17 protein-coding genes are annotated in these 19,024 nt (G+C 73.0%); 11 read left to right on the top strand and 6 right to left on the bottom strand.

Annotation, left to right across the window (positions count from 1 at the left end; genetic code table 11):
• The first annotated feature begins 4 nt into the window (after window positions 1-4).
• The 6 genes from ACF1DX_RS19505 to ACF1DX_RS19480 all read left to right on the top strand — a co-directional run bounded on the left by ACF1DX_RS19505 (window position 5) and on the right by ACF1DX_RS19480 (window position 6,657).
• Window positions 5-1,849, top strand: a complete 1,845-nt coding sequence (locus ACF1DX_RS19505; RefSeq protein WP_391792409.1) for an acetyl/propionyl/methylcrotonyl-CoA carboxylase subunit alpha — start codon at window positions 5-7, stop codon at window positions 1,847-1,849.
• Between the two features lie 107 nt (window positions 1,850-1,956).
• A complete protein-coding gene (locus tag ACF1DX_RS19500; RefSeq protein ID WP_391792408.1) occupies window positions 1,957-3,093 on the top strand; it encodes an acyl-CoA dehydrogenase family protein in 1,137 nt (378 codons plus the stop codon).
• 34 nt (window positions 3,094-3,127) lie between these two features.
• Window positions 3,128-4,708, top strand: coding sequence for a 4-coumarate--CoA ligase family protein (locus tag ACF1DX_RS19495; protein ID WP_391792407.1), 1,581 nt, complete (start codon window positions 3,128-3,130; stop codon window positions 4,706-4,708).
• Window positions 4,705-5,439 (top strand): enoyl-CoA hydratase family protein, encoded by a 735-nt coding sequence (locus ACF1DX_RS19490; RefSeq protein ID WP_391792406.1) that lies wholly within the window; start codon window positions 4,705-4,707, stop codon window positions 5,437-5,439. The genes ACF1DX_RS19495 and ACF1DX_RS19490 overlap by 4 nt, the downstream gene beginning before the upstream one ends.
• Window positions 5,427-6,041: a TetR/AcrR family transcriptional regulator gene (locus tag ACF1DX_RS19485; RefSeq protein ID WP_391792405.1), complete on the top strand. Its 615-nt coding sequence runs from the start codon at window positions 5,427-5,429 to the stop codon at window positions 6,039-6,041. Before ACF1DX_RS19490 ends, ACF1DX_RS19485 begins: the two co-directional genes overlap by 13 nt.
• Before the next feature lie 34 nt (window positions 6,042-6,075).
• Window positions 6,076-6,657, top strand: a complete 582-nt coding sequence (locus ACF1DX_RS19480; protein ID WP_391792404.1) for a hypothetical protein — start codon at window positions 6,076-6,078, stop codon at window positions 6,655-6,657.
• Between the two features lie 12 nt (window positions 6,658-6,669).
• On the opposite strand, the gene ACF1DX_RS19475 is transcribed toward ACF1DX_RS19480, so the two are convergent.
• Window positions 6,670-6,828: a hypothetical protein gene (locus ACF1DX_RS19475; protein WP_391792403.1), complete on the bottom strand. Its 159-nt coding sequence runs from the start codon at window positions 6,826-6,828 to the stop codon at window positions 6,670-6,672.
• Window positions 6,825-7,493, bottom strand: coding sequence for a pyridoxamine 5'-phosphate oxidase (gene pdxH / locus ACF1DX_RS19470; protein ID WP_391792402.1), 669 nt, complete (start codon window positions 7,491-7,493; stop codon window positions 6,825-6,827). Before pdxH ends, ACF1DX_RS19475 begins: the two co-directional genes overlap by 4 nt.
• A gap of 299 nt (window positions 7,494-7,792) precedes the next feature.
• Here pdxH and ACF1DX_RS19465 point away from each other — a divergent pair, with 299 nt between their 5' ends.
• Window positions 7,793-8,893, top strand: a complete 1,101-nt coding sequence (locus tag ACF1DX_RS19465; RefSeq protein WP_391792401.1) for a citrate synthase 2 — start codon at window positions 7,793-7,795, stop codon at window positions 8,891-8,893.
• 521 nt (window positions 8,894-9,414) lie between these two features.
• Window positions 9,415-10,809, top strand: a complete 1,395-nt coding sequence (locus ACF1DX_RS19460) for a PAS domain-containing protein (protein ID WP_391792400.1) — start codon at window positions 9,415-9,417, stop codon at window positions 10,807-10,809.
• A 116-nt stretch (window positions 10,810-10,925) separates the two neighbouring features.
• Here the strand turns inward: ACF1DX_RS19460 and ACF1DX_RS19455 are convergent, their stop codons facing one another.
• Entirely contained in the window at window positions 10,926-11,681 is a 756-nt protein-coding gene (locus tag ACF1DX_RS19455; protein WP_391792399.1) for an SIS domain-containing protein, read from the bottom strand.
• A 237-nt stretch (window positions 11,682-11,918) separates the two neighbouring features.
• Here ACF1DX_RS19455 and ACF1DX_RS19450 point away from each other — a divergent pair, with 237 nt between their 5' ends.
• Complete coding sequence (locus ACF1DX_RS19450; protein ID WP_391792398.1) at window positions 11,919-12,611, top strand: metal-dependent transcriptional regulator; 693 nt, start codon at window positions 11,919-11,921, stop codon at window positions 12,609-12,611.
• A gap of 518 nt (window positions 12,612-13,129) precedes the next feature.
• Window positions 13,130-14,017: an alpha/beta fold hydrolase gene (locus ACF1DX_RS19445; RefSeq protein ID WP_391792397.1), complete on the top strand. Its 888-nt coding sequence runs from the start codon at window positions 13,130-13,132 to the stop codon at window positions 14,015-14,017.
• A gap of 7 nt (window positions 14,018-14,024) precedes the next feature.
• Here ACF1DX_RS19445 and ACF1DX_RS19440 read toward each other — a convergent pair whose 3' ends face one another.
• From ACF1DX_RS19440 to ACF1DX_RS19430, 3 genes are all read right to left on the bottom strand, one after another.
• On the bottom strand, window positions 14,025-15,623 hold the full coding sequence (locus tag ACF1DX_RS19440) for a transporter (protein ID WP_391792396.1): 1,599 nt from the start codon (window positions 15,621-15,623) through the stop codon (window positions 14,025-14,027).
• Between the two features lie 5 nt (window positions 15,624-15,628).
• Window positions 15,629-16,393 carry an ABC transporter ATP-binding protein gene (locus ACF1DX_RS19435; RefSeq protein WP_391792395.1) on the bottom strand — a complete coding sequence of 255 codons (765 nt, stop codon included), beginning with the start codon at window positions 16,391-16,393 and terminating at the stop codon, window positions 15,629-15,631.
• Between the two features lie 164 nt (window positions 16,394-16,557).
• Window positions 16,558-17,211: a bifunctional DNA primase/polymerase gene (locus ACF1DX_RS19430; RefSeq protein ID WP_391792394.1), complete on the bottom strand. Its 654-nt coding sequence runs from the start codon at window positions 17,209-17,211 to the stop codon at window positions 16,558-16,560.
• Between the two features lie 315 nt (window positions 17,212-17,526).
• Here ACF1DX_RS19430 and ACF1DX_RS19425 point away from each other — a divergent pair, with 315 nt between their 5' ends.
• Window positions 17,527-18,912 carry a transcriptional regulator gene (locus tag ACF1DX_RS19425; protein ID WP_391792393.1) on the top strand — a complete coding sequence of 462 codons (1,386 nt, stop codon included), beginning with the start codon at window positions 17,527-17,529 and terminating at the stop codon, window positions 18,910-18,912.
• Window positions 18,913-19,024: the final 112 nt, after the last annotated feature.

Genomic DNA, 19,024 nt, shown 5'->3' with positions numbered 1-19,024 from the left:
ACCGATGATCACTTCCCTGCTGATCGCGAACCGGGGCGAGATCGCCTGCCGGATCGCCCGCACCTGCAGTGAGTTGGGAATCCGGACGGTCGCCGTGCACTCGGACGCCGACGAGGACGCCCTCCACGCGCGCGTGGCCGACGCCGCCGTACGGCTGCCGGGGGTCGCGCCCGCCGACACCTACCTGCGCGGCGACCTGATCGTGAAGGCCGCCCTCACGGCCGGCGCGGACGCCGTGCACCCCGGCTACGGCTTCCTCTCCGAGAACGCCGGCTTCGCGCGGGCCGTCCGGGACGCGGGCCTGGTGTGGATCGGGCCGCCTCCGGAGGCGATCGAGGCGATGGCGTCCAAGACGCGCGCCAAGGAGCTGATGGGCATCGAGCCCCTGCGCGAGGTCACCGAGGCCGACCTGCCGGTGCTGGTGAAGGCGGCGGCGGGCGGCGGCGGGCGCGGGATGCGCGTCGTACGGCGCCTCGCGGACCTGGACGGTGAACGGGACGCCGCCCGCGCGGAGGCCGCGAGCGCCTTCGGCGACGGCGAGGTGTTCGTCGAGCCGTACGTGGAGGGCGGCCGGCACGTCGAGGTACAGGTGCTCGCCGACACCCACGGCACGGTGTGGGTGCTGGGCACCCGCGACTGCTCCCTCCAGCGCCGCCACCAGAAGGTGATCGAGGAGGCCCCGGCACCCGGTCTCACCGGCCCGCTCACCGAGGAGCTCCACGCCCTCGCCGTACGCGCCGCGCGTGCCGTCTCCTACGTCGGCGCCGGGACCGTCGAGTTCCTCGTCGCCGACGGCCGGGCGCACTTCCTGGAGATGAACACCCGCCTCCAGGTGGAGCACCCGGTGACGGAGGCCGTCTTCGGGATCGATCTCGTCGCCGAGCAGATCCGCGTCGCCGAGGGCCACGCCCTCCCGGGCGACCCGCCACACGCGCGTGGGCACGCCGTGGAGGCCCGCCTCTACGCCGAGGACCCGTCCCGGGGATGGGCACCGCAGACCGGCCGCCTGCACCGCCTCGCCGTCCCCGACGCCGTGCGCCTGGACACCGGCTACGCGGACGGCGACGACATCGGCGTCCACTACGACCCCCTGCTCGCCAAGGTCGTCGCCCACGCCCCCACCCGCGCGGAGGCGGTCCGCAAGCTGGCCTCGGCGCTGGACCGCGCGGTGATCCACGGCCCCGTCACCAACCGGGACCTCCTCGTCCGCTCCCTGCGGCACGAGGAGTTCGCGCAAGCCCGCACGGACACCGGGTTCTACGACCGTCACCTGCCCGAGCTGACCGCCCCGGCCCCCGACCCGTACGCCCCGCTCGCCGCCGCCCTCGCCGACGCCCACGGCCGCTCCCGCTTCGGCGGCTGGCGCAACCTGCCCTCGCAGCCGCAGACCAAGCGGTACGCCATGGCCGGCGAGGAGCACGAGGTCCGCTACCGGCACACGCGCGACGGTCTCGCGGCCGACGGGGTGCACGTCGTGCACGCCGACGCGGGGCTGGTGATCCTGGACGTGGACGGCGTACGGCGCCGCTACGAGGTCAGCCGCTACGGCGACCGCGTCCACGTCGGCGCCACCACCCTCACCGCCCTGCCCCGCTTCCCCGCCCCCACCGCCCCCCGCGCCCCCGGCTCCCTCCTGGCCCCCATGCCGGGCACGGTCGTCCGCCTCGCGGAGAACCTGACCGAGGGCGCGGAGGTGGAGGCCGGCCAGCCCCTGCTGTGGCTGGAGGCGATGAAGATGCAGCACAAGATCACCGCCCCGGTCACGGGAGTCGTGAGCACCCTCCGCGCGGCCCTGGGCCAACAAGTGGAGCCCGGCACCCTCCTGGCGGTCGTGGAGGAAACCTCCTAGGGGCGCGGGTCTGTGCCCGATATGCGGCTACCGCCTCGTGGGCGCGAGCGCCCATGAAGAACCCGCACCCCCCGACGCCCCGAAGCCCCTCATCCTTAGGAGCGCTCATGCCGTTGATCGAATCAAATGAGCACAAAGCCCTTCGTGAAGCGGTAGCTTCCTTCGCGAACAACCACCCTCACGCCCCCGGCGCCGACAACCGCCCCTTCTGGCAGGAAGCCGCCAAGCTCGGCTACATCGGCGTCAACCTGCCGGAGGCCTACGGCGGTGGCGGCGGCGGCATCACCGAACTCTCCCTCGTCCTCGAGGAGATGGGTGCCGCCGGCAACCCCCTGCTGATGATGATCGTCTCCCCGGCGATCTGCGGCACCGTCATCTCCCGCTTCGGCACGGAGGCCCAGAAGCGGGAGTGGCTGCCCGCCCTGGCCGACGGCAGCCGCCTGATGGCCTTCGGCATCACCGAACCCGACGCCGGCTCCAACAGCCACCGCATCACCACCACGGCCCGCCGCGACGGCACCGACTGGCTCCTCACCGGCCGCAAGGTGTTCGTCTCCGGCGTCGACATCGCCGACGCCACCCTCGTCGTGGGCCGCACCGAGGACGCCCGCACCGGGAAGCTCAAGCCCTGCCTGTTCATCGTCCCGCGCGACGCCGAGGGCTTCCAGCGGCGCCCCATCGACATGGAACTCCACGCCGCGGAGAAGCAGTTCGAGCTGGTCCTCGACGACGTACGGCTGCCCGCCGAAGCCCTCGTCGGCGACGAGGACGCCGGCCTGCTCCAGCTCTTCGCCGGCCTCAACCCCGAACGCGTCATGACGGCCGCCTTCGCGATCGGCATGGGCCGCTACGCGCTCGCCCGCGCCGTCGCGTACGCGCGTGAACGCACCGTCTGGAACGCCCCCATCGGCTCCCACCAGGCGATCGCCCACCCCCTCGCCCAGGCGCACATCGACCTCGAACTGGCCCGCCTGATGACGCGGAAGGCCGCCCACCTCTACGACGCCGGCGACGACATCGGCGCGGGCGAGGCCGCCAACATGGCCAAGTACGCGGCGGCCGAGGCCTGCGTGAAGGCCGTCGACCAGGCCGTGCACACCCTCGGCGGGAACGGCCTCACGCGCGAGTACGGGCTCGCCTCGCTGATCACCGCCGCACGCGTGTCCCGCATCGCCCCGGTGAGCCGGGAGATGATCCTCAACTACGTCTCCCACCAGACCCTGGGCCTTCCCAAGTCGTACTAAGCCCTCATGGCCCCTCGGCCGTCCTGGAGGAACCGTGTTCCGAAGCGAGTACGCAGACGTCCCGCCCGTAGAACTCCCCATCCACGACGCGGTGCTCGCGCGGGCCGCCGAGTTCGGGAACACCCCGGCACTGATCGACGGCACCGACGGCACCACCCTCACCTACGAGCAACTGGACCGCTTCCACCGGCGGGTCGCCGCGGGGCTGGCCGAGGCGGGCGTGCGCAAGGGGGACGTGCTCGCCCTGCACAGCCCCAACACGGTCGCCTTCCCCACCGCGTTCTACGCGGCCACCCGCGCGGGAGCCGCCGTCACCACCGTGCACCCCCTGGCCACCGCCGAGGAGTTCGGCAAGCAGCTGAAGGACTGCGCGGCCCGCTGGATCGTCACCGTCTCACCGCTGCTGGACACCGCGCGGAGGGCCGCCGAGCTGGCCGGCGGGATCGAGGAGATCCTCGTCTGCGACAGCGCGCCCGGACACCGTTCCCTGATCGGCATGCTGGCCTCCACCGCGCCCGAGCCGGTGGTCGGCATCGACCCGGTCGAGGACGTCGCCGCCCTGCCGTACTCCTCCGGCACCACCGGCGTCCCCAAGGGGGTGATGCTCACCCACCGCCAGATCGCCACCAACCTCGCGCAGCTCCAGCCGCTGATCACGGCGGGTCCCGGTGACCGCATCCTCGCGGTGCTCCCGTTCTTCCACATCTACGGCCTGACGGCCCTGATGAACGCCCCCCTCCGTCAGGGCGCCACCGTCGTCGTCCTGCCGCGCTTCGACCTGGAGACGTTCCTCGCGGCCATCCAGAACCACCGCATCACCGGCCTGTACGTGGCCCCGCCGATCGTCCTGGCCCTCGCCAAGCACCCGCTGGTCGCCCAGTACGACCTGTCGTCCCTGAAGCACATCATCAGCGCCGCCGCACCCCTGGACGCGAGCCTCGCCGCCGCCTGCTCGCGGAGACTCGGACTGCCGCCCGTCGGCCAGGCGTACGGCATGACGGAACTGTCGCCCGGCACCCACGTCGTCCCCCTGGACTCCATGAGCGAAGCGCCCCCAGGCACCGTCGGCAAGCTCATCGCCGGCACCGAGATGCGGATCGTCTCCCTCGACGACCCCGGCAAGGACCTCGGACCCGGCGAGCCCGGCGAGATCCTCATCCGCGGGCCCCAGGTCATGAAGGGCTACCTCGGCCGCCCCGACGCCACCGCCGCGATGATCGACGGTGGGGGCTGGCTGCACACCGGCGACGTCGGCCACGTCGACGAGGGAGGCTGGCTCTTCGTCGTGGACCGCGTGAAAGAGCTGATCAAGTACAAGGGCTTCCAGGTCGCCCCCGCCGAACTCGAGGCGCTGCTCCTCACCCACCCCGGCATCGCCGACGCCGCCGTCATCGGCGTCTACGACGAGGACGGCAACGAGGTCCCGCGCGCCCACGTCGTCCGTCAGCCGTCCGCCCCGGAGCTCTCCGCGGGCGAGGTCATGAGGTACGTCGCCGAACGCGTCGCCCCGTACAAGCGCATCCGGCACGTCACCTTCATCGACGGCGTCCCGCGCGCCGCCTCCGGAAAGATCCTGCGCCGTGAACTCCGCGCGGCGCGCGAGGAGCCCTCGTGACCCTGATCGGCCGCACCCGCGCGCGGGGCGTCGAAACGCTCCGTCTCGACGCCCCGGAGCGTCGCAACGCCCTGTCCGCCGCCCTCGTCGGCGAACTGGCCGACGCGCTCACCGGCGCCGGCGAGGACACCGGCGTCCGCGCGGTGGTCCTCACCCACACCGGCAACACCTTCAGCGCGGGCGCCGACCTGCGCGACCCGCCCGCCCCCGAGGCGCTGGTGGGTCTGTTGCGGCAGATCGTCGAGCTGCCCAAACCGGTCCTCGCGCGGGTCACCGGGCACGTCCGCGCGGGCGGCCTCGGCCTGCTCGCCGCCTGCGACATCGCCGTCGCCTCCCGCGCGGCGACGTTCGCCTTCACCGAGGTCCGCATCGGGGTCGCGCCCGCCGTGATCTCACTGCCGCTGCTGCCCCGCACCGACCCGCGCGCCCTGGCCCGCTACTACCTCACCGGCGAGCGCCTCGACACCGCCGAGGCCGCCCGCATCGGCCTGCTCACCGCCGCCGGCGACGACGTGGACGAGGTCCTCGCGCCGATCCTCGACGGCCTGCGCAGATCCGCCCCCGACGCCCTGGCCGAGACGAAACGGCTGCTCACGGCTAGGGTGCTGGAGACCTTCGACCGGGACGCGGCCGACCTGACCGCGCTCTCGGCGCGCCTCTTCGCCTCCGCCCCCGCGCGCGAGGGAATGACGGCCTTCCTCGAACGACGGGATCCGGAATGGGTGGTGTGAGCACGGCCGACCGTGCCGAACGAGTCCCCAAGCAGGACCGCAGCCGGGCCACCCGGCAGCGGCTCCTGGAAGCCGCCGTGGCCTGCCTCGCCGAACACGGCTGGGCGGGCTCCACGGTCTTGGTCGTCGCCGAACGCGCGGGCGTCTCCCGGGGGGCCGCCCAGCACCACTTCCCGACCCGTGAGGACCTCTTCACGGCCGCCGTCGAGTACGTCGCCGAGGAGCGCTCCACCGCCCTGCGCGCCCTCTTCCCGGAGGGCGCCGCGGCGAGTGACCGCCGCGCGGTGATCGAGGCGCTGGTCGGCCTCTACACCGGCCCCGTCTTCCGCGCGGCGCTCCACCTGTGGGTCGCCGCCTCCAACGAGGAACAACTGCGCCCGCGCGTGACCGAGCTGGAACTGCGCGTCGGCCGCGAGGCCCACCGCATCGCCGTCGACCTCCTCGGCGCCGACGAGTCCCGCCCCGGCGTCCGCGAAACCGTCCAGGGCCTCCTCGACATGGCCCGGGGTCTCGGTCTCGCCAACCTCCTCACCGACGACACGGTCCGCCGCGAGCGCGTGGTGACCCAGTGGGCGGCGCTGCTGGACGAGGCGCTGGGCTGAGGGCGTTGTCGGTGGCGGGGCCTACGGTCTCCGTATGGGTGATCACTTCCAGACGATCGTCGACCTCGACGCCGGCGCCGACGAGGCGCCAGGACTCGCGGACCGCGTGGTCGCGTGGCTGGTGGACGAGGGCATCGTCCTCGCCGAGCGCACCGACTGCGTCCTCGGTCAGCCGCTCGGGCATCCGCCCGGCCCGAACTGGCACCGCGCCGTGGCGGAGGACGACGCCGACGAGGAGCCGTGGGACGGACTGGCCGTGGAGGTCGGGCGCACGGTCTTCGACGGCGGCCAGGGCGAACCCGAGGCGGTGACCTGCCCACGGTGCGCGGTCACCACGCCGCTGCTCACGGACGGCTGGGACCCGATCGACGACGCCTGGGCACCCTTCGGTGACGCCATGACCACCTGGCAGGAGACCGGGGAAGCCCAGGTCACCTGCCCGGCCTGCGCTCGCCCCGTCCCGCTCCCCGAGTGGGACTGGGCCGACGACTGGTTCGCCTTCGCCCACCTCGGCTTCGAGTTCTGGAACTGGCCCGAGTTCACGCCGGAGTTCCTGACCCGGTTCTCCCAGGCCCTCGGCGGCCACCGCGTCAGACGCGTGTGGGGCAAGCTGTGAGAACGCGCGCGATCACGCCCGCCCGCGCGCCTCGCGCACCGCGCGGAGAACCTCGGTCACGTCGTCCGCCGTGACCCCACCCCGCGCGGCGATGTCACGGGCCTCCACCGCCGCCTCGGCCGGCGACAGTGCCGCCTCCTCGTCCCCCGCACGGGACTCCCGCTCGTTCACGGGCTCAGCCTCTCCACCCGCCAGCCCCCGCCCGCCTCCGCGACGTACCGCAGGCGGTCGTGCAGCCGGTTCTCCCTGCCCTGCCAGAACTCCACCTCCCGCGGGGTCACCCGGAAGCCGCCCCAGTGGGGTGGCACCGGGACCTGCTCGTGCTCCGGATAGCGGGCCGCCAGGCCGGCGTAGGCCGCGTCGAGCTCCGCGCGGCCGGCGATCACCGAGGACTGGCCGCTGGCCCACGCGCCGAGCTGGGAGCCGTGCGGGCGGGTGCGGAAGTAGGCGGCCGTCTCGTCGCGGCCGGTGCGGCGCGCGGTGCCGGTGACGATGACCTGCCGGGCCATCGGGTGCCAGGGGAAGAGGAGCGAGACATGGGGGTTCTCCGCCAGGTCGCGGCCCTTGCGGGAGTCGTAGTTCGTGTAGAAGACGAACCCATCGTCGTCGAAGTGCTTCAGCAGCACCGTGCGTGAGCTGGGCCGTCCCTCCGCGTCCGCCGTCGAGACGATCATGGCGTTCGGTTCGAACAGCCCGCCGTCCGTCGCGGCCTGTTTGAACCAGCGCGCGAACTGTTCGACGGGGGTGGCGGCCAGGTCGGTCTCGGAGAGCCCCTCGGTCCGGTACTGCTTGCGCATCGAGGCGAGATCGAAGGGGACGGCGTCTCGGTCGGTCACGCCGTCATCCTGCCGTATGCGCGGAGTCCCCGAGAACGGGGTGTCCTGCGTCACGTGGTGGCACTGAGTGCCGCGAACTCTCCCCAAAGATGGCACTCGGGGATATCGTGCTGCCACTGATCCGGTTGGGTGACCGCCAGCCGGGCATCACAGGGGTGACGTCCCGGACCGCGAATCCGTTCGATACGGACCGTGGATCCACCGGACGCCCGTCCACGCTTCCGCCGACCGCAGACCGCCGGACCTGGTCGTCCCACCCCACAACACCATCTGTCACCCACCTCACAAGGAGCCGCCAGATGTCCGACTTCGTACCCGGGCTCGAAGGAGTCGTCGCGTTCGAAACGGAGATCGCCGAACCCGACAAGGAGGGCGGGGCCCTGCGGTACCGGGGCGTCGACATCGAGGATCTGGTCGGGCACGTCTCCTTCGGCAACGTGTGGGGGCTGCTCGTCGACGGGGCGTTCAACCCCGGACTGCCGCCCGCCGAGCCGTTCCCGATCCCCGTGCACTCCGGCGACATCCGCGTCGACGTGCAGTCCGCGCTGGCCATGCTGGCGCCCGTGTGGGGCCTGAAACCACTCCTCGACATCGATGCCGAGCAGGCCCGCGACGACCTCGCCCGCGCCGCCGTCATGGCCCTGTCCTACGTCGCCCAGTCCGCGCGCGGCCAGGGCCTGCCCATGGTGCCGCAGCGCGAGATCGACAGGGCCGAGTCCATCGTCGAACGCTTCATGATCCGCTGGCGCGGTGAGCCCGACCCCAAGCACGTCGCGGCCGTCGACGCGTACTGGACGTCGGCCGCCGAGCACGGCATGAACGCCTCCACGTTCACCGCGCGGGTCATCGCCTCGACCGGCGCGGACGTCGCGGCGGCCCTCTCGGGAGCCGTCGGCGCCATGTCGGGACCTCTGCACGGCGGCGCCCCCTCGCGCGTGCTGGGCATGATCGAGGAGATCGAGCGCACCGGGGACGCCGAGGCGTACGTCCGGCAGGCCCTCGACAAGGGCGAGCGCCTCATGGGCTTCGGCCACCGCGTCTACCGCGCGGAGGACCCCCGCGCCCGCGTCCTGCGCCGCACCGCCCGCGAACTCGGCGCCCCGCGCTTCGAGGTCGCCGAGGCCCTGGAGAAGGCCGCCCTGGCCGAGCTGCACGCCCGCCGCCCGGACCGGGTGCTCGCCACCAACGTGGAGTTCTGGGCGGCCATCGTGCTGGACTTCGCCGAGGTCCCGGCGCACATGTTCACCTCGATGTTCACCTGCGCCCGTACGGCGGGCTGGTCGGCGCACATCCTGGAGCAGAAGCGCACGGGCCGCCTGGTCCGGCCCTCGGCCCGCTACGTCGGCCCGGGCACGCGCGACCCGCGCGAGATCGAGGGCTACGGGGACATCGCCCACTGAGGAAAGGCCCCGAAACGCAGACGACCCGCGAGTCTGGTTCCTCCCTGGGGAGGAGCCGGCCGGACGTTACCGGCGACTCGCGGGTCGGGTGACTGCGTTGGATTGGGCCGGCTGCGTGTATCTCGCACACGCTGGCCCGGCGCCGAACCGAGTACGACGGCGGGCTACTGGCCCGCAGCCACCTCTTCCGTCCGGTTGTCATACATCTGCCGAACCACCTCCCTTCTGAAGTACCGCCCACCTTAAGAACCGCCTCTCGCCGTATCAACCGCTTTTTTCGTTGACCTTCGCGCGGGGGGCTTCGACGAGGTCGAGCGGGTACGTTCCGCCGGGGGAGCGGACTGTGGCTGACGCTGCGGCCGGCGCCTTTCCCCCGTGGACGGGCGGATCGGGCGGGGCCGTACAACGATTCCCGCAATCTTGCGGGAACCCGGTGTGCGCTGAGTCACGTTCAAGTTGAATGATTGCAAGTGAGCGAACCGTCGTGCCGTACGTGCGGACGCAGCCTGCAGGGGGTCCAGGTGAGTGCTTCCCGGCGTAGTGGGACCACCGACGAGCTGGGGCCGGACGAGCCCGAGCCCGCGCGGGAGGGGGCGGACGGCTCCGATCTCCTCGCCGCGCTGCTCGACGGTATGGACGCCGCCCTGTGCGCCTTCGACGCGCACGGGACGGTCACGCACTGGAACCGTGAGGCGGAGCGGATCCTCGGCTGGAGCGCGGACGAGGCGGTGGGCCGGGCCGGGTTCGCCGGGTGGGCCGTGCGCAGCGCGGACGCCGAGGAGGTCGAGGCGCGGCTGATGTCGGCCATGGACGCGCCGGGCCGGCAGGTCGACGAGTTCGCGCTGCTGACGAAGGACGGCGGCCGGGTGCTGGTGCGGACCCAGTCCGCGGCGGTGCGCGGACCGGACGGGAAGCCGGCGGGGGTGTACTGCGCGTTCAGCGAGGTGCACGCGCAGATCGACCTGGAGCGGTCGATCGCGCTGAGCGAGGCGCTGCTGGAGGAGGCGAGCTGGGGTGTCGTCCTGGTCGACGCGGACCTGCGGCCCGCGGTGGTGAACGCGCACGCCGCGCGGGCGCTGGGGACGGGGCGGACGTCCGTACTGGGCCGGCCGCTGGGGGAGCTGCTGGCGCAGGGCGTGGAGGAGCTGGAGAGCGCGCTCACCCATGTCCTCGCGGAGGGCGCCCCGCCCGCGCCGGCCGACCTGTGGGTGAGCGTGCGCACGCCGGAGGGCGAGCGGCGGCGGTGCTGGCGGAGCGGGTTCGTGCGGCTGTCGTCACCGCTGGCGGAGGAGCCGGTGCCGCTCGGGGTCGGCTGGCTGTTCCAGGACGTGACCGAGTCCCGGCGGGGCGAGCAGGAGGCGTCGCTGCTGCGGTTCCGCGCGCAGCAGCTGCACCGCGCGGCGCGTGCGGCGGCGGAGTGCGAGGATCCGGCGGAGGCGGTGACGGTCCACCTGGACTTCGCGCTGGCCGGGTTCGCCGACCACGCGCTGATCGACCGGGTGGCCGGTGGCACGGAGGACGTCGGCCGGGTGCGGCTGGTGCGGATCGCCGCCACGCCGTCCGGTGCGCCGGGGCCGAGCAGGCTCGCCGGGCGGGCGGGGCTGCCGGTGCGGTACGGCGAGGGGCATCCGGCGGTGCAGTGTGTGGAGCGGGCCGGGACGGTGCGGGTGGACGCCGGGTCCATGGGGGCCGAGGAGGCGCGGGCGTGGGCGCTGGCGCGGCAGTGGCCGGGGGACGCGGTGCACGCCTTGTGCGCGGTGTTGCGCAGCCGGGGGCGGTCGCTTGGTGCTGTGACGTTTCTGCGGGGGGTGGGGCGTCACGCGTTCGAGCGCTCCGACGCGATGTACGCGGAGGATGTGGCGGTTCGCATCGCCGCGGCCCTGGATCTGGCGGGGCTTCTCGGCGACGACCGCTGACATTTGTTTTCTCGCCCCGCCGCCCTTACCCGTCCCCTCCCGGAGGCGCTGCCCCCCGGAGTCCCGGGCTCGGGACGGGAAGGGGCGGCGGGGGCGAGAAAAACCGTCGTCCCGGGTCAGTGGCGGTAGAAGATCCGGTCGCCGTACTCGTCCATGATGCGGGCGTTCCATTCATGGCCGCCGTCCACGTTGCCGGAGCGCAGAAGCGGAGGCTCGATGCCGCGGTCGGCGAGAACCGCCGCCGCCGTGGCCATGACGGCCTGGAGGAGCGCCGAGGTGACCACCGTGGACGCGGGAGCGAAGGGCGCGGGCACGTTGTCGAGGGTGAGTTCCGCGTCACCGACCGCGATCCGGGAGTCCAGCACGAGATCGCAGTGGTCCTTCAGGAACGTCCCGGAGGAGTGCCGGGACGTCGTCTGCGCCGCGTACGCCACCGACGTCACGCCGATCACCCGTACGCCCCGTTCCCGGGCCTTCATGGCCATCTCCACGGGCAGCGCGTTGCGCCCGGACAGCGAGACGATGATCAGCGCGTCGCCCGCGCGGAGGGGTGAGGAGTCGAGCACGACGCCCGCGAGGCCGTCGACCCGTTCCAGGGCGGAGCCCAGCGTGGCCGGCATCACGTCGACGCCGACGACCCCCGGGACGGCGAGCAGGTTCATCAGGGCGAGTCCGCCGGCCCGGTAGACGAGGTCCTGCGCGGCCAGCGAGGAGTGCCCGGCGCCGAAGGCGAAGAGCCGGCCGCCGTCCGCGACCGTGTCGGCGAGCAGCGTGCCCGCAGCCGTGACGGACTCGGCCTCCTCGTCGCGGATCCGCCGCAGCAGGTCGATCGCGGAGTCGAGGAACCGATCGGCCGGCGTGCGGTCGCTCATGCGGCATCCCTTCGGGCACTTCGGGCAGGAGTGTCGCGGATCACCGTGCGGTCTGGACCAGTGCCGTGTCAATACGGCGTCCGACGGCGGGGTTTCCCCTCCGCGCGGCCCCTCGTTTCCACTGCGCGGCCCGGTTGTCGGTCCGATGCGTCAGAATTGGGTCCTGGGCCAGCGCACGCGCCGGTGAGCCGTCCAGCCTCCGGCAGAGCCATCCGCAGATCTCATCAAGGGGCATGTATGTCCGGACTGATCGACACCACGGAGATGTATCTCCGCACCATCCTCGAGCTGGAGGAGGAAGGTGTGGTCCCCATGCGCGCCCGGATCGCCGAGCGGCTCGACCAGAGCGGGCCGACGGTCAGCCAGACGGTGGCGCGGATGGAGCGCGACGGCCTGGTGTCCGTCGCCCCGGACCGGCATCTGGAGCTCACCGAAGAGGGCCGCCGGCTGGCCACGCGCGTGATGCGCAAGCACCGCCTCGCCGAGTGTCTCCTGGTCGACGTGATCGGTCTGGAGTGGGAGCAGGTCCACGCCGAGGCCTGCCGCTGGGAGCACGTGATGAGCGAGGCCGTCGAGCGCCGGGTGCTGGAGCTGCTGAGGCACCCCACCGAGTCGCCGTACGGCAACCCGATCCCGGGTCTGGAGGAGCTGGGCGAGGAGGACGGGGCCGACCCGTTCCTGGACGAGGGCATGGTGTCCCTGGCCGACCTCGACCCGGGCGTCGGGGGCAAGACGGTCGTGGTGCGCCGGATCGGCGAGCCGATCCAGACGGACGCGCAGCTCATGTACACGCTGCGCCGGGCGGGTGTGCAGCCCGGCTCGGTGGTCAGCGTGACGGAGTCGGCGGGCGGGGTGCTGGTGGGCAGCAGCGGCGAGGCGGCCGAGCTGGAGTCGGAGGTGGCCTCGCACGTGTTCGTCGCCAAGCCCTGACCGGCCGGCGGACAGGCCGGTGGGACGGGAGGCCGGGCGGCCGGTCCGCGCCCGCCGGTGTGAGGTGTGAACGCGCCGAATCCCGGATCCGCTGCGGCGAATCGCAGCGCTCACCGGATTCGCGTGCGAGGCTGTCGCGTGAGGCATATGACCTGAGTGGCTCTGGCCGGGCCGACAGCGATGTCATCCCGGCAGGGGAGGGGCGGGACGATGTGCCGTGACCACGTGAGGAGCCCCGGCGCCGCACGGCGCCGGGGCCTGTCCTCCCCTGTGCTGACCCGGAGCCCCGAGCTCTCAGGGTCATCCCCTTCGGACCGTTTTCCCCGAGCGGTCCGCCTCCCGATGAAGATCTCCCCCGGGCCGCGGCGATCAATCCCCGCGGGGGGTCACTCGAACGAGGGGTGTTGCCGGGCAAAAAGCCATTTTCGAATGCTCATTCGATAGCCTGCGGGCAGTGGCAACGGGCAGGGCCAGTACACAGGCAGCGGACAGGCAGCGAGCTTGGGGGTGCCAGGACCATGGCGCGACGCATCGACGTGACCGGGGCGGACGGCGTACGGCTCGCCGCCTGGGAGTTCGGCGACCCGCCCAAGAACGGGGCCGACCCGGCGGAGAGCGCCGGGCGGAACGCCCCCGGTGTGCTGTTACTGCACGGCCTGATGGGCCGCGCCTCGCACTGGGCGTCCACCGCCCGCCGGCTCTCCGGGCGGTACCGCGCGATCGCCCTCGACCAGCGCGGCCACGGCCGCAGCGACAAGCCCCCGCAGGCCTCCTTCACCCGTGACGCCTACGTCGACGACGCCGAGGCCGCCGTGGAGCAGCTCGGTCTCGGCCCCACCGTCCTCATCGGCCACGCGATGGGCGCGCTGACCGCCTGGCAGCTCGCCGCCAAACGCCCCGACCTGGTGCGCGGGCTGGTCATCTGCGACATGCGGGCCTCCGCCCTCGGGGCCGCCTCGCAGCGCGAGTGGGCGGAGTGGTTCAAGGCCTGGCCGGTCCCGTTCGCCACGCTCGCCGACGTACGCAAGTGGTTCGGCGAGGACGACCCCTGGGTGGAGCGGCCCAACCCGGCCCGCGGCGCGTTCTACGCCGAGGTGATGGCCGAGTCCCCGGACGGCTGGCGTCCGGTGTTCGACCCGGACCAGATGCTCCGCTCCCGCGAGACCTGGGTCTTCGACGCCCACTGGGAGGAACTGGCCCAGGTGCGCTGCCCCGCCCTGGTGGTCCGCGGCCTCGACGGCGAACTCGGCCGCGCGGAGGCCCAGGAGATGGTCCGCGTCATGCCCCACGGCCGCTACGCGGAGGTCGCCGACGCCGGCCACCTGGTCCACTACGACCAGCCGGAGACCTGGCTCGCGGCGGTCGAACCCTTCCTGGACTCCCTGGACCCACCGGGCGAGGACTGACCGCGGCTCACCCCTTGCTCACCGCCGTCAGGATCTCCGGCAGCCGGCGGGCCGTCCGCGGGGCCGCCAGCCGCAGGCCGAGGAACGTCAGGGCCGCGCCGTACGCCGTGCCCACCGGCAGCAGCAGCCACAGCCGGTCGTCGCCGCCCTCGGCGATGTTCAGCCAGACGGTGAGGGCGATGACCGGGACGCACAGCACCGCCGCCGCGACCATGCCGCCGAAGATGGAGATCCAGGCCAGCCCGACCTGCCCCGGGGCGACGTTCCTGTGGCCCTCCTGCGGGATGGAGTACGGGAAACGGGCCGAGGTCCACGCGCCCGTCGAGAGCATCGCGCCGAGCAGCGCGAAGGACAGGCCCAGCGCCTCCGGCAGCCGCGCCCAGTCGCCCAGCATCGCCGTCGTCAGCACGGTGACGAGCGTGGCGTACGGCAGGGTGACCAGCAGCAGCGCCAGCGCGCGGGCGCGCAGCTCGACGTACGCGTCCCGGGCCGACGAGATCGTCATCGCGACCATCCAGAACGCCGAGGTGTCCTGCCCGAACTGGTTGTACATCTGGATGCCGAGCATCCCGGCGGCGAAACAGGCGAAGTAGACCGAGCCGGTGCCCTGCCAGGCGTTGAACACCGGCACGATCAGCCCGATCGCCAGTGAGGTCACCCACGCGGCCTTCGTCTTCGGATCACGCCAGACGTAGCGCAGGCTGCGCTCCATGACCGTACCCGTGCGGCCCGGCGGCAGCAGCCGGGACAGTCCCGTCGACGCGCGGTCACGGACCGCCGTGTCCCCGGCCGCCTGGAGGGTGGAACCGTCCGGCGAGGTCATCAGCCGCGTCAAGGACCGCGACCACAGCGCGAGCAGCCCCGCCAACGCCGCCGCGCTCAGCGCCAGTTGCGCCAGCGCGACCCCGTACGCCCCCTCGCCCGCCGTGTGCACCGCGGCGACCGCCGACGCCGGCGGGAACCACCGCAGCACGTCCGCCGCCGGGTCGAGCTGTTCCAGACCGGAGGAACCCAGCCGCTGCGCCCCGAAGTTGACCACCTGAGCCCCGACGGCGATCACCAGCCCGCTGAGCACCGCGAGGTCCCGGCCCTTGCGGCTGGTGAGCAGCCGTACGTTGGCGGCGGCCACCGCCCGCGCGAGCGCCACGCACACCAGCAGCGCCAGCGGCACGGCGAGGACGCCCACGGCGAACGCCGCCCCGCCGTGCGCGACGGCGATCACGGAACCGGCGAGCAGGCACAGCGTGAACAGCGGCCCGACACCGACCAGCGAGGACACGAGCAGGGCCCGCACCAGCGGCCGCGGCCGCAGCGGCAGCATCACCAGCCGGGTCGGGTCGAGGGTCTCGTCGCCCCCGGGGAAGAACAGCGGCATCACCGCCCAGCCGAGGCTCAGCACCGCCACGAGCAGCACCACCAGCGACTCGACGTGACCGGAGCCGCGCAGCGCGATCAGCCCGAGCAGTTGCAGCGCGGCGAACAGCAGGACGACGACGGCGGAGGCGATGTACGCCGCCTTCCGTCCGCCGGACTGCCGCAGCCCGTTGCGCAGCAGGGACAGTTTCAGCCGGACGAAGACGGAGGTGAGGGCGGCGGGAGTGCTCACGGCGCTCACCGGGAACCCCCGCCCAGCCAGTCCAGATCCGAACCGGCGTCCCGGCTGTCCGCCCCGACCAGCTCCAGGAACGCCCGCTGCAGCGAGGGCGCGTCCCCGCGCACCTCGGCGAGCGGGCCGTGGGCGCGGATCCGGCCGACGGCCATCACCGCCACCCAGTCGCACAGCGACTCGACGAGCTCCATGACGTGGGAGGAGAAGACGACCGTGGCGCCGGACGCCGTGTACCGCTCCAGAACACCCCGGATGGTCTGCGCGGAGACCGGGTCGACCCCCTCGAACGGCTCGTCCAGGAAGAGGACTTCGGGATTGTGCAGCAGGGCGGCGGCGAGCCCGATCTTCTTGCGCATGCCGGTGGAGTAGTCGACGACGAGCTTGTGCTGGGCACCGGCCAGATCGAGGACGTCGAGCAACTGCGTGGCCCGCTTGTCGACCTCGGCACCGGGCAGCCCCCGCAACCGCCCGGTGTACGCGAGCAGTTCACGCCCCGACAGCCGCTCGAACAGCCGCAGCCCCTCCGGCAGCACCCCGATCCGCGCCTTGACCTCCACCGGATCCCGCCACACGTCGTGCCCGGCGATCTCGACGGTGCCCTGATCGGGCCGCAGCAGCCCGGTCACCATGGACAAGGTGGTGGTCTTCCCGGCCCCGTTGGGCCCGACCAGCCCGATGAACCGCCCCGCGGGCAGCTCCAGATCGATCCCCCCGACCGCGACCTGCTCCCCGAACCGCTTCCACAGCCCCCGCACACTTACGGCCATGATCCCCACCAGGTCTCCCTCCGTCAGCAGAGAAGCCTAGGGGAGCGGAGCGCCCCGAAGGGGCGCGGGAACGTGTCGATACGCGGCTCCGCCGCGTGGGCGCGACACGCCACGACGAACCCGCGGTCGCGACACCGCACAAGCCCCGCAGGACAACAGGCGCCCTACCGATCCCGACCGCACGCATAAGCCAGCGGCGAGACCAGCTCCTCCACATCCGGCAGCCACCGGTTCACAGCCGTGGGCCGGCAGGCCCACTGCACGGCCCCCCGGCACCCGACCCGCGTGGGCGGCGCGGCCACGTACGCCCCCTCCCCGAGGACCACCAGGTCGAGCGACGACAACGACCACCCCAGCCTGCGCAGCAGCTCCGGCACCTTCGCGGAAGCCCCCGGCAGCACGAAGAACTCCGTCCGCCGGTCCGGCGTCACCGTGACCGGCCCCAGCGTCAGCCCCATCCGCTCCATCCGCGCGAGCGCCAGGAACCCCGCCGTCTCCGGCACGGAGACCGCGTCGAACGTCCGCCCGGTGGGCAGCAGGATCGACGCGTCCGGCTGCTTCTGCCACATCCGGCGGGCGACGGTGGCGCTGCCGGTCGCCTGGGCCGCCCAGTCCGGGCGGGCCGGGTGCGCGCCGGGCGCGGGACACGCGGCGTCACCGCACGAGCAGCGCTGCACCCCCTCGACGGCCTCCAGCCAGGTGCCCGGGAACACGTCCCAGTGCCGCTCCTCGGCGTAGCGAACTGCGGTGTCCAGCAGCGATTCCCCGCGCTGCTTCGGGATCTGTACGGCGTCGGCGCCCGCGATCGTCTCTTCCACGATGAACACAACTACGGCCGTCACCAGGGGTTACGCCCCCGCGCATGCGCGGGGGAGGAGCACCGGCTCCGTGTTCGGGGCGCATGGGTGCATCCATGGGGGCGCGCGGGAGGATCCGCGTCCCCGGTGGGTAACCAGGAGGGGGGCCGGCATCCGCCGTTACCCCGGCAATCCTCACATGTCCCGCATTGTCGGTACTTCGGTGGGGCATTGATCTTCCCGGCCGCATCCATCGCCGGGACGCGAGACGTACGGCCGCGGAAGACACGTCAACTCGGTGCGTGGCAGGGCACCGCAGCCTCAGGGGGTACGCCAATGGCCGCAAGGCCTCTCGTCGCACGGCAGCCGAACGAACGGCTGCAGGCGCTCATCCAGGAAGCCGGATGCTCCAACGCCGGGCTGGCCCGCAGGGTCAACATGTGCGGCGCCGAGCACGGCCTCGACCTGCGCTACGACAAGACGTCGGTGGCGCGCTGGCTGCGTGGACAGCAGCCGCGGGGCCGGGCGCCGGCGATCATCGCGGAGGCACTGGGCCGCAAACTGGGCCGTACGGTCACGATCGACGAGATCGGCATGGCCAACGGCAAGAACCTCGCCTCGGGTGTCGGCCTCCAGTTCTCGCCGACGGTACTGGGGGCCATCGAGCAGGTCTGCGAGCTGTGGCGCAGCGACGTGGGCCGGCGGGACTTCCTGTCCGGGTCCTCCGTCGCCGCCTCCGCGCTGGTGGAGCCCAGCCGCGACTGGCTGATCTCCGCGCCCGACGGGCAGGTGGCGCGCTCCGCCGGGCCCCGCGTGGGCCAGTCCGACGTGGCGGCCGTGCGGTCCATGACGCAGGCGCTGGTGGACCTGGACCACCAGTACGGCAGCGGGCACGTACGCCCGGTGGTGGTCCACTACCTCAACAGCGTCGTCTCGGGACTGCTGGCGGGGTCGTACCGCGAGGCCGTGGGGCGCGACCTGTTCGCGGCGGTCGCGCGGCTGACCGAACTCGCCGGGTACATGGCCGTCGACACCGGGCAGCCGGGCCTCGCCCAGCGCTACTACATCCAGGCGCTGCGGCTGGCGCAGGCGGCCGGGGACCGCGGATACGGCGGGTACGTGCTCGCCGCCTCCATGAGCCACCTGGCCGCACAGCTCGGAAACCCGCGTGAGATCGCGCAGTTGGCGCGTGCGGCGCAGGAGGGCGCGCGGGGGCGCGTGACCCCCCGCGCGGAGGCGATGTTCCACGCGGCGGAGGCGCGCGGGCACGCGCTGATGGGCGACGTGCACGCCGCGCAGACGGCGGCGGGGCGCGCGGTGAGCGCCATGGAGGCCGTCGATCCGGCCTCGGGCGACGACCCGGTGTGGATCGCGCACTTCGACGAGGCCTATCTGGCGGACGAGTTGGCGCACTGCCACCGGGACCTCGGCCAGGCGGAGGCCGCCGCGCGGTGCGCCCGCCAGGCGCTGGAGGGGCATCCGGTGTCGCGGGCGCGGCGGCGGGCGATCGGCCTCGTGCTGCTGGCCACCGCGCAGGTGCAGCAGCGCGAGGTCGAACAGGCCTGCAGTACGGGCCTGAAGGCGGTGGAGCTGCTGGGCGGACTCCGCTCCAACCGGGGCGCCGAGTACCTGGAGGACCTCCAGCAGCGCCTCGAACCGTACCGGGAGGAGTCGGTGGTACGGGAGTTCGGGGCGCGGATGGAGCTCCAGACGGCGGCCTGACGTCCACGACGGGACGGGCAGGGGCGAAGGGGGTGGCGCAAGCGGCTTACGGTGTCCCGGTTTTGTTACCGCGCTCACAGGGCAGGAGGTCAGGCCCTGTGCTGCGTGGCAC

The organism is Streptomyces sp. NPDC014676, from assembly GCF_043084105.1.
GTDB lineage: Bacteria > Actinomycetota > Actinomycetes > Streptomycetales > Streptomycetaceae > Streptomyces.
Note: the sequence above shows the minus strand (reverse complement) of the source record. Positions and strands in the feature narration are given on the sequence as shown.

Coding starts and splice junctions, on each gene's coding strand:
- ACF1DX_RS19505 (WP_391792409.1), top strand. CDS start 5: ATGATCACTTCCCTGCTGATCGCGAACCGGGGCGAGATCGCCTGCCGG.
- ACF1DX_RS19500 (WP_391792408.1), top strand. CDS start 1,957: ATGCCGTTGATCGAATCAAATGAGCACAAAGCCCTTCGTGAAGCGGTA.
- ACF1DX_RS19485 (WP_391792405.1), top strand. CDS start 5,427: ATGGGTGGTGTGAGCACGGCCGACCGTGCCGAACGAGTCCCCAAGCAG.
- ACF1DX_RS19480 (WP_391792404.1), top strand. CDS start 6,076: ATGGGTGATCACTTCCAGACGATCGTCGACCTCGACGCCGGCGCCGAC.
- ACF1DX_RS19465 (WP_391792401.1), top strand. CDS start 7,793: ATGTCCGACTTCGTACCCGGGCTCGAAGGAGTCGTCGCGTTCGAAACG.
- ACF1DX_RS19455 (WP_391792399.1), bottom strand. CDS start 11,681: ATGAGCGACCGCACGCCGGCCGATCGGTTCCTCGACTCCGCGATCGAC.
- ACF1DX_RS19450 (WP_391792398.1), top strand. CDS start 11,919: ATGTCCGGACTGATCGACACCACGGAGATGTATCTCCGCACCATCCTC.
- ACF1DX_RS19445 (WP_391792397.1), top strand. CDS start 13,130: ATGGCGCGACGCATCGACGTGACCGGGGCGGACGGCGTACGGCTCGCC.
- ACF1DX_RS19435 (WP_391792395.1), bottom strand. CDS start 16,393: ATGGCCGTAAGTGTGCGGGGGCTGTGGAAGCGGTTCGGGGAGCAGGTC.
- ACF1DX_RS19425 (WP_391792393.1), top strand. CDS start 17,527: ATGGCCGCAAGGCCTCTCGTCGCACGGCAGCCGAACGAACGGCTGCAG.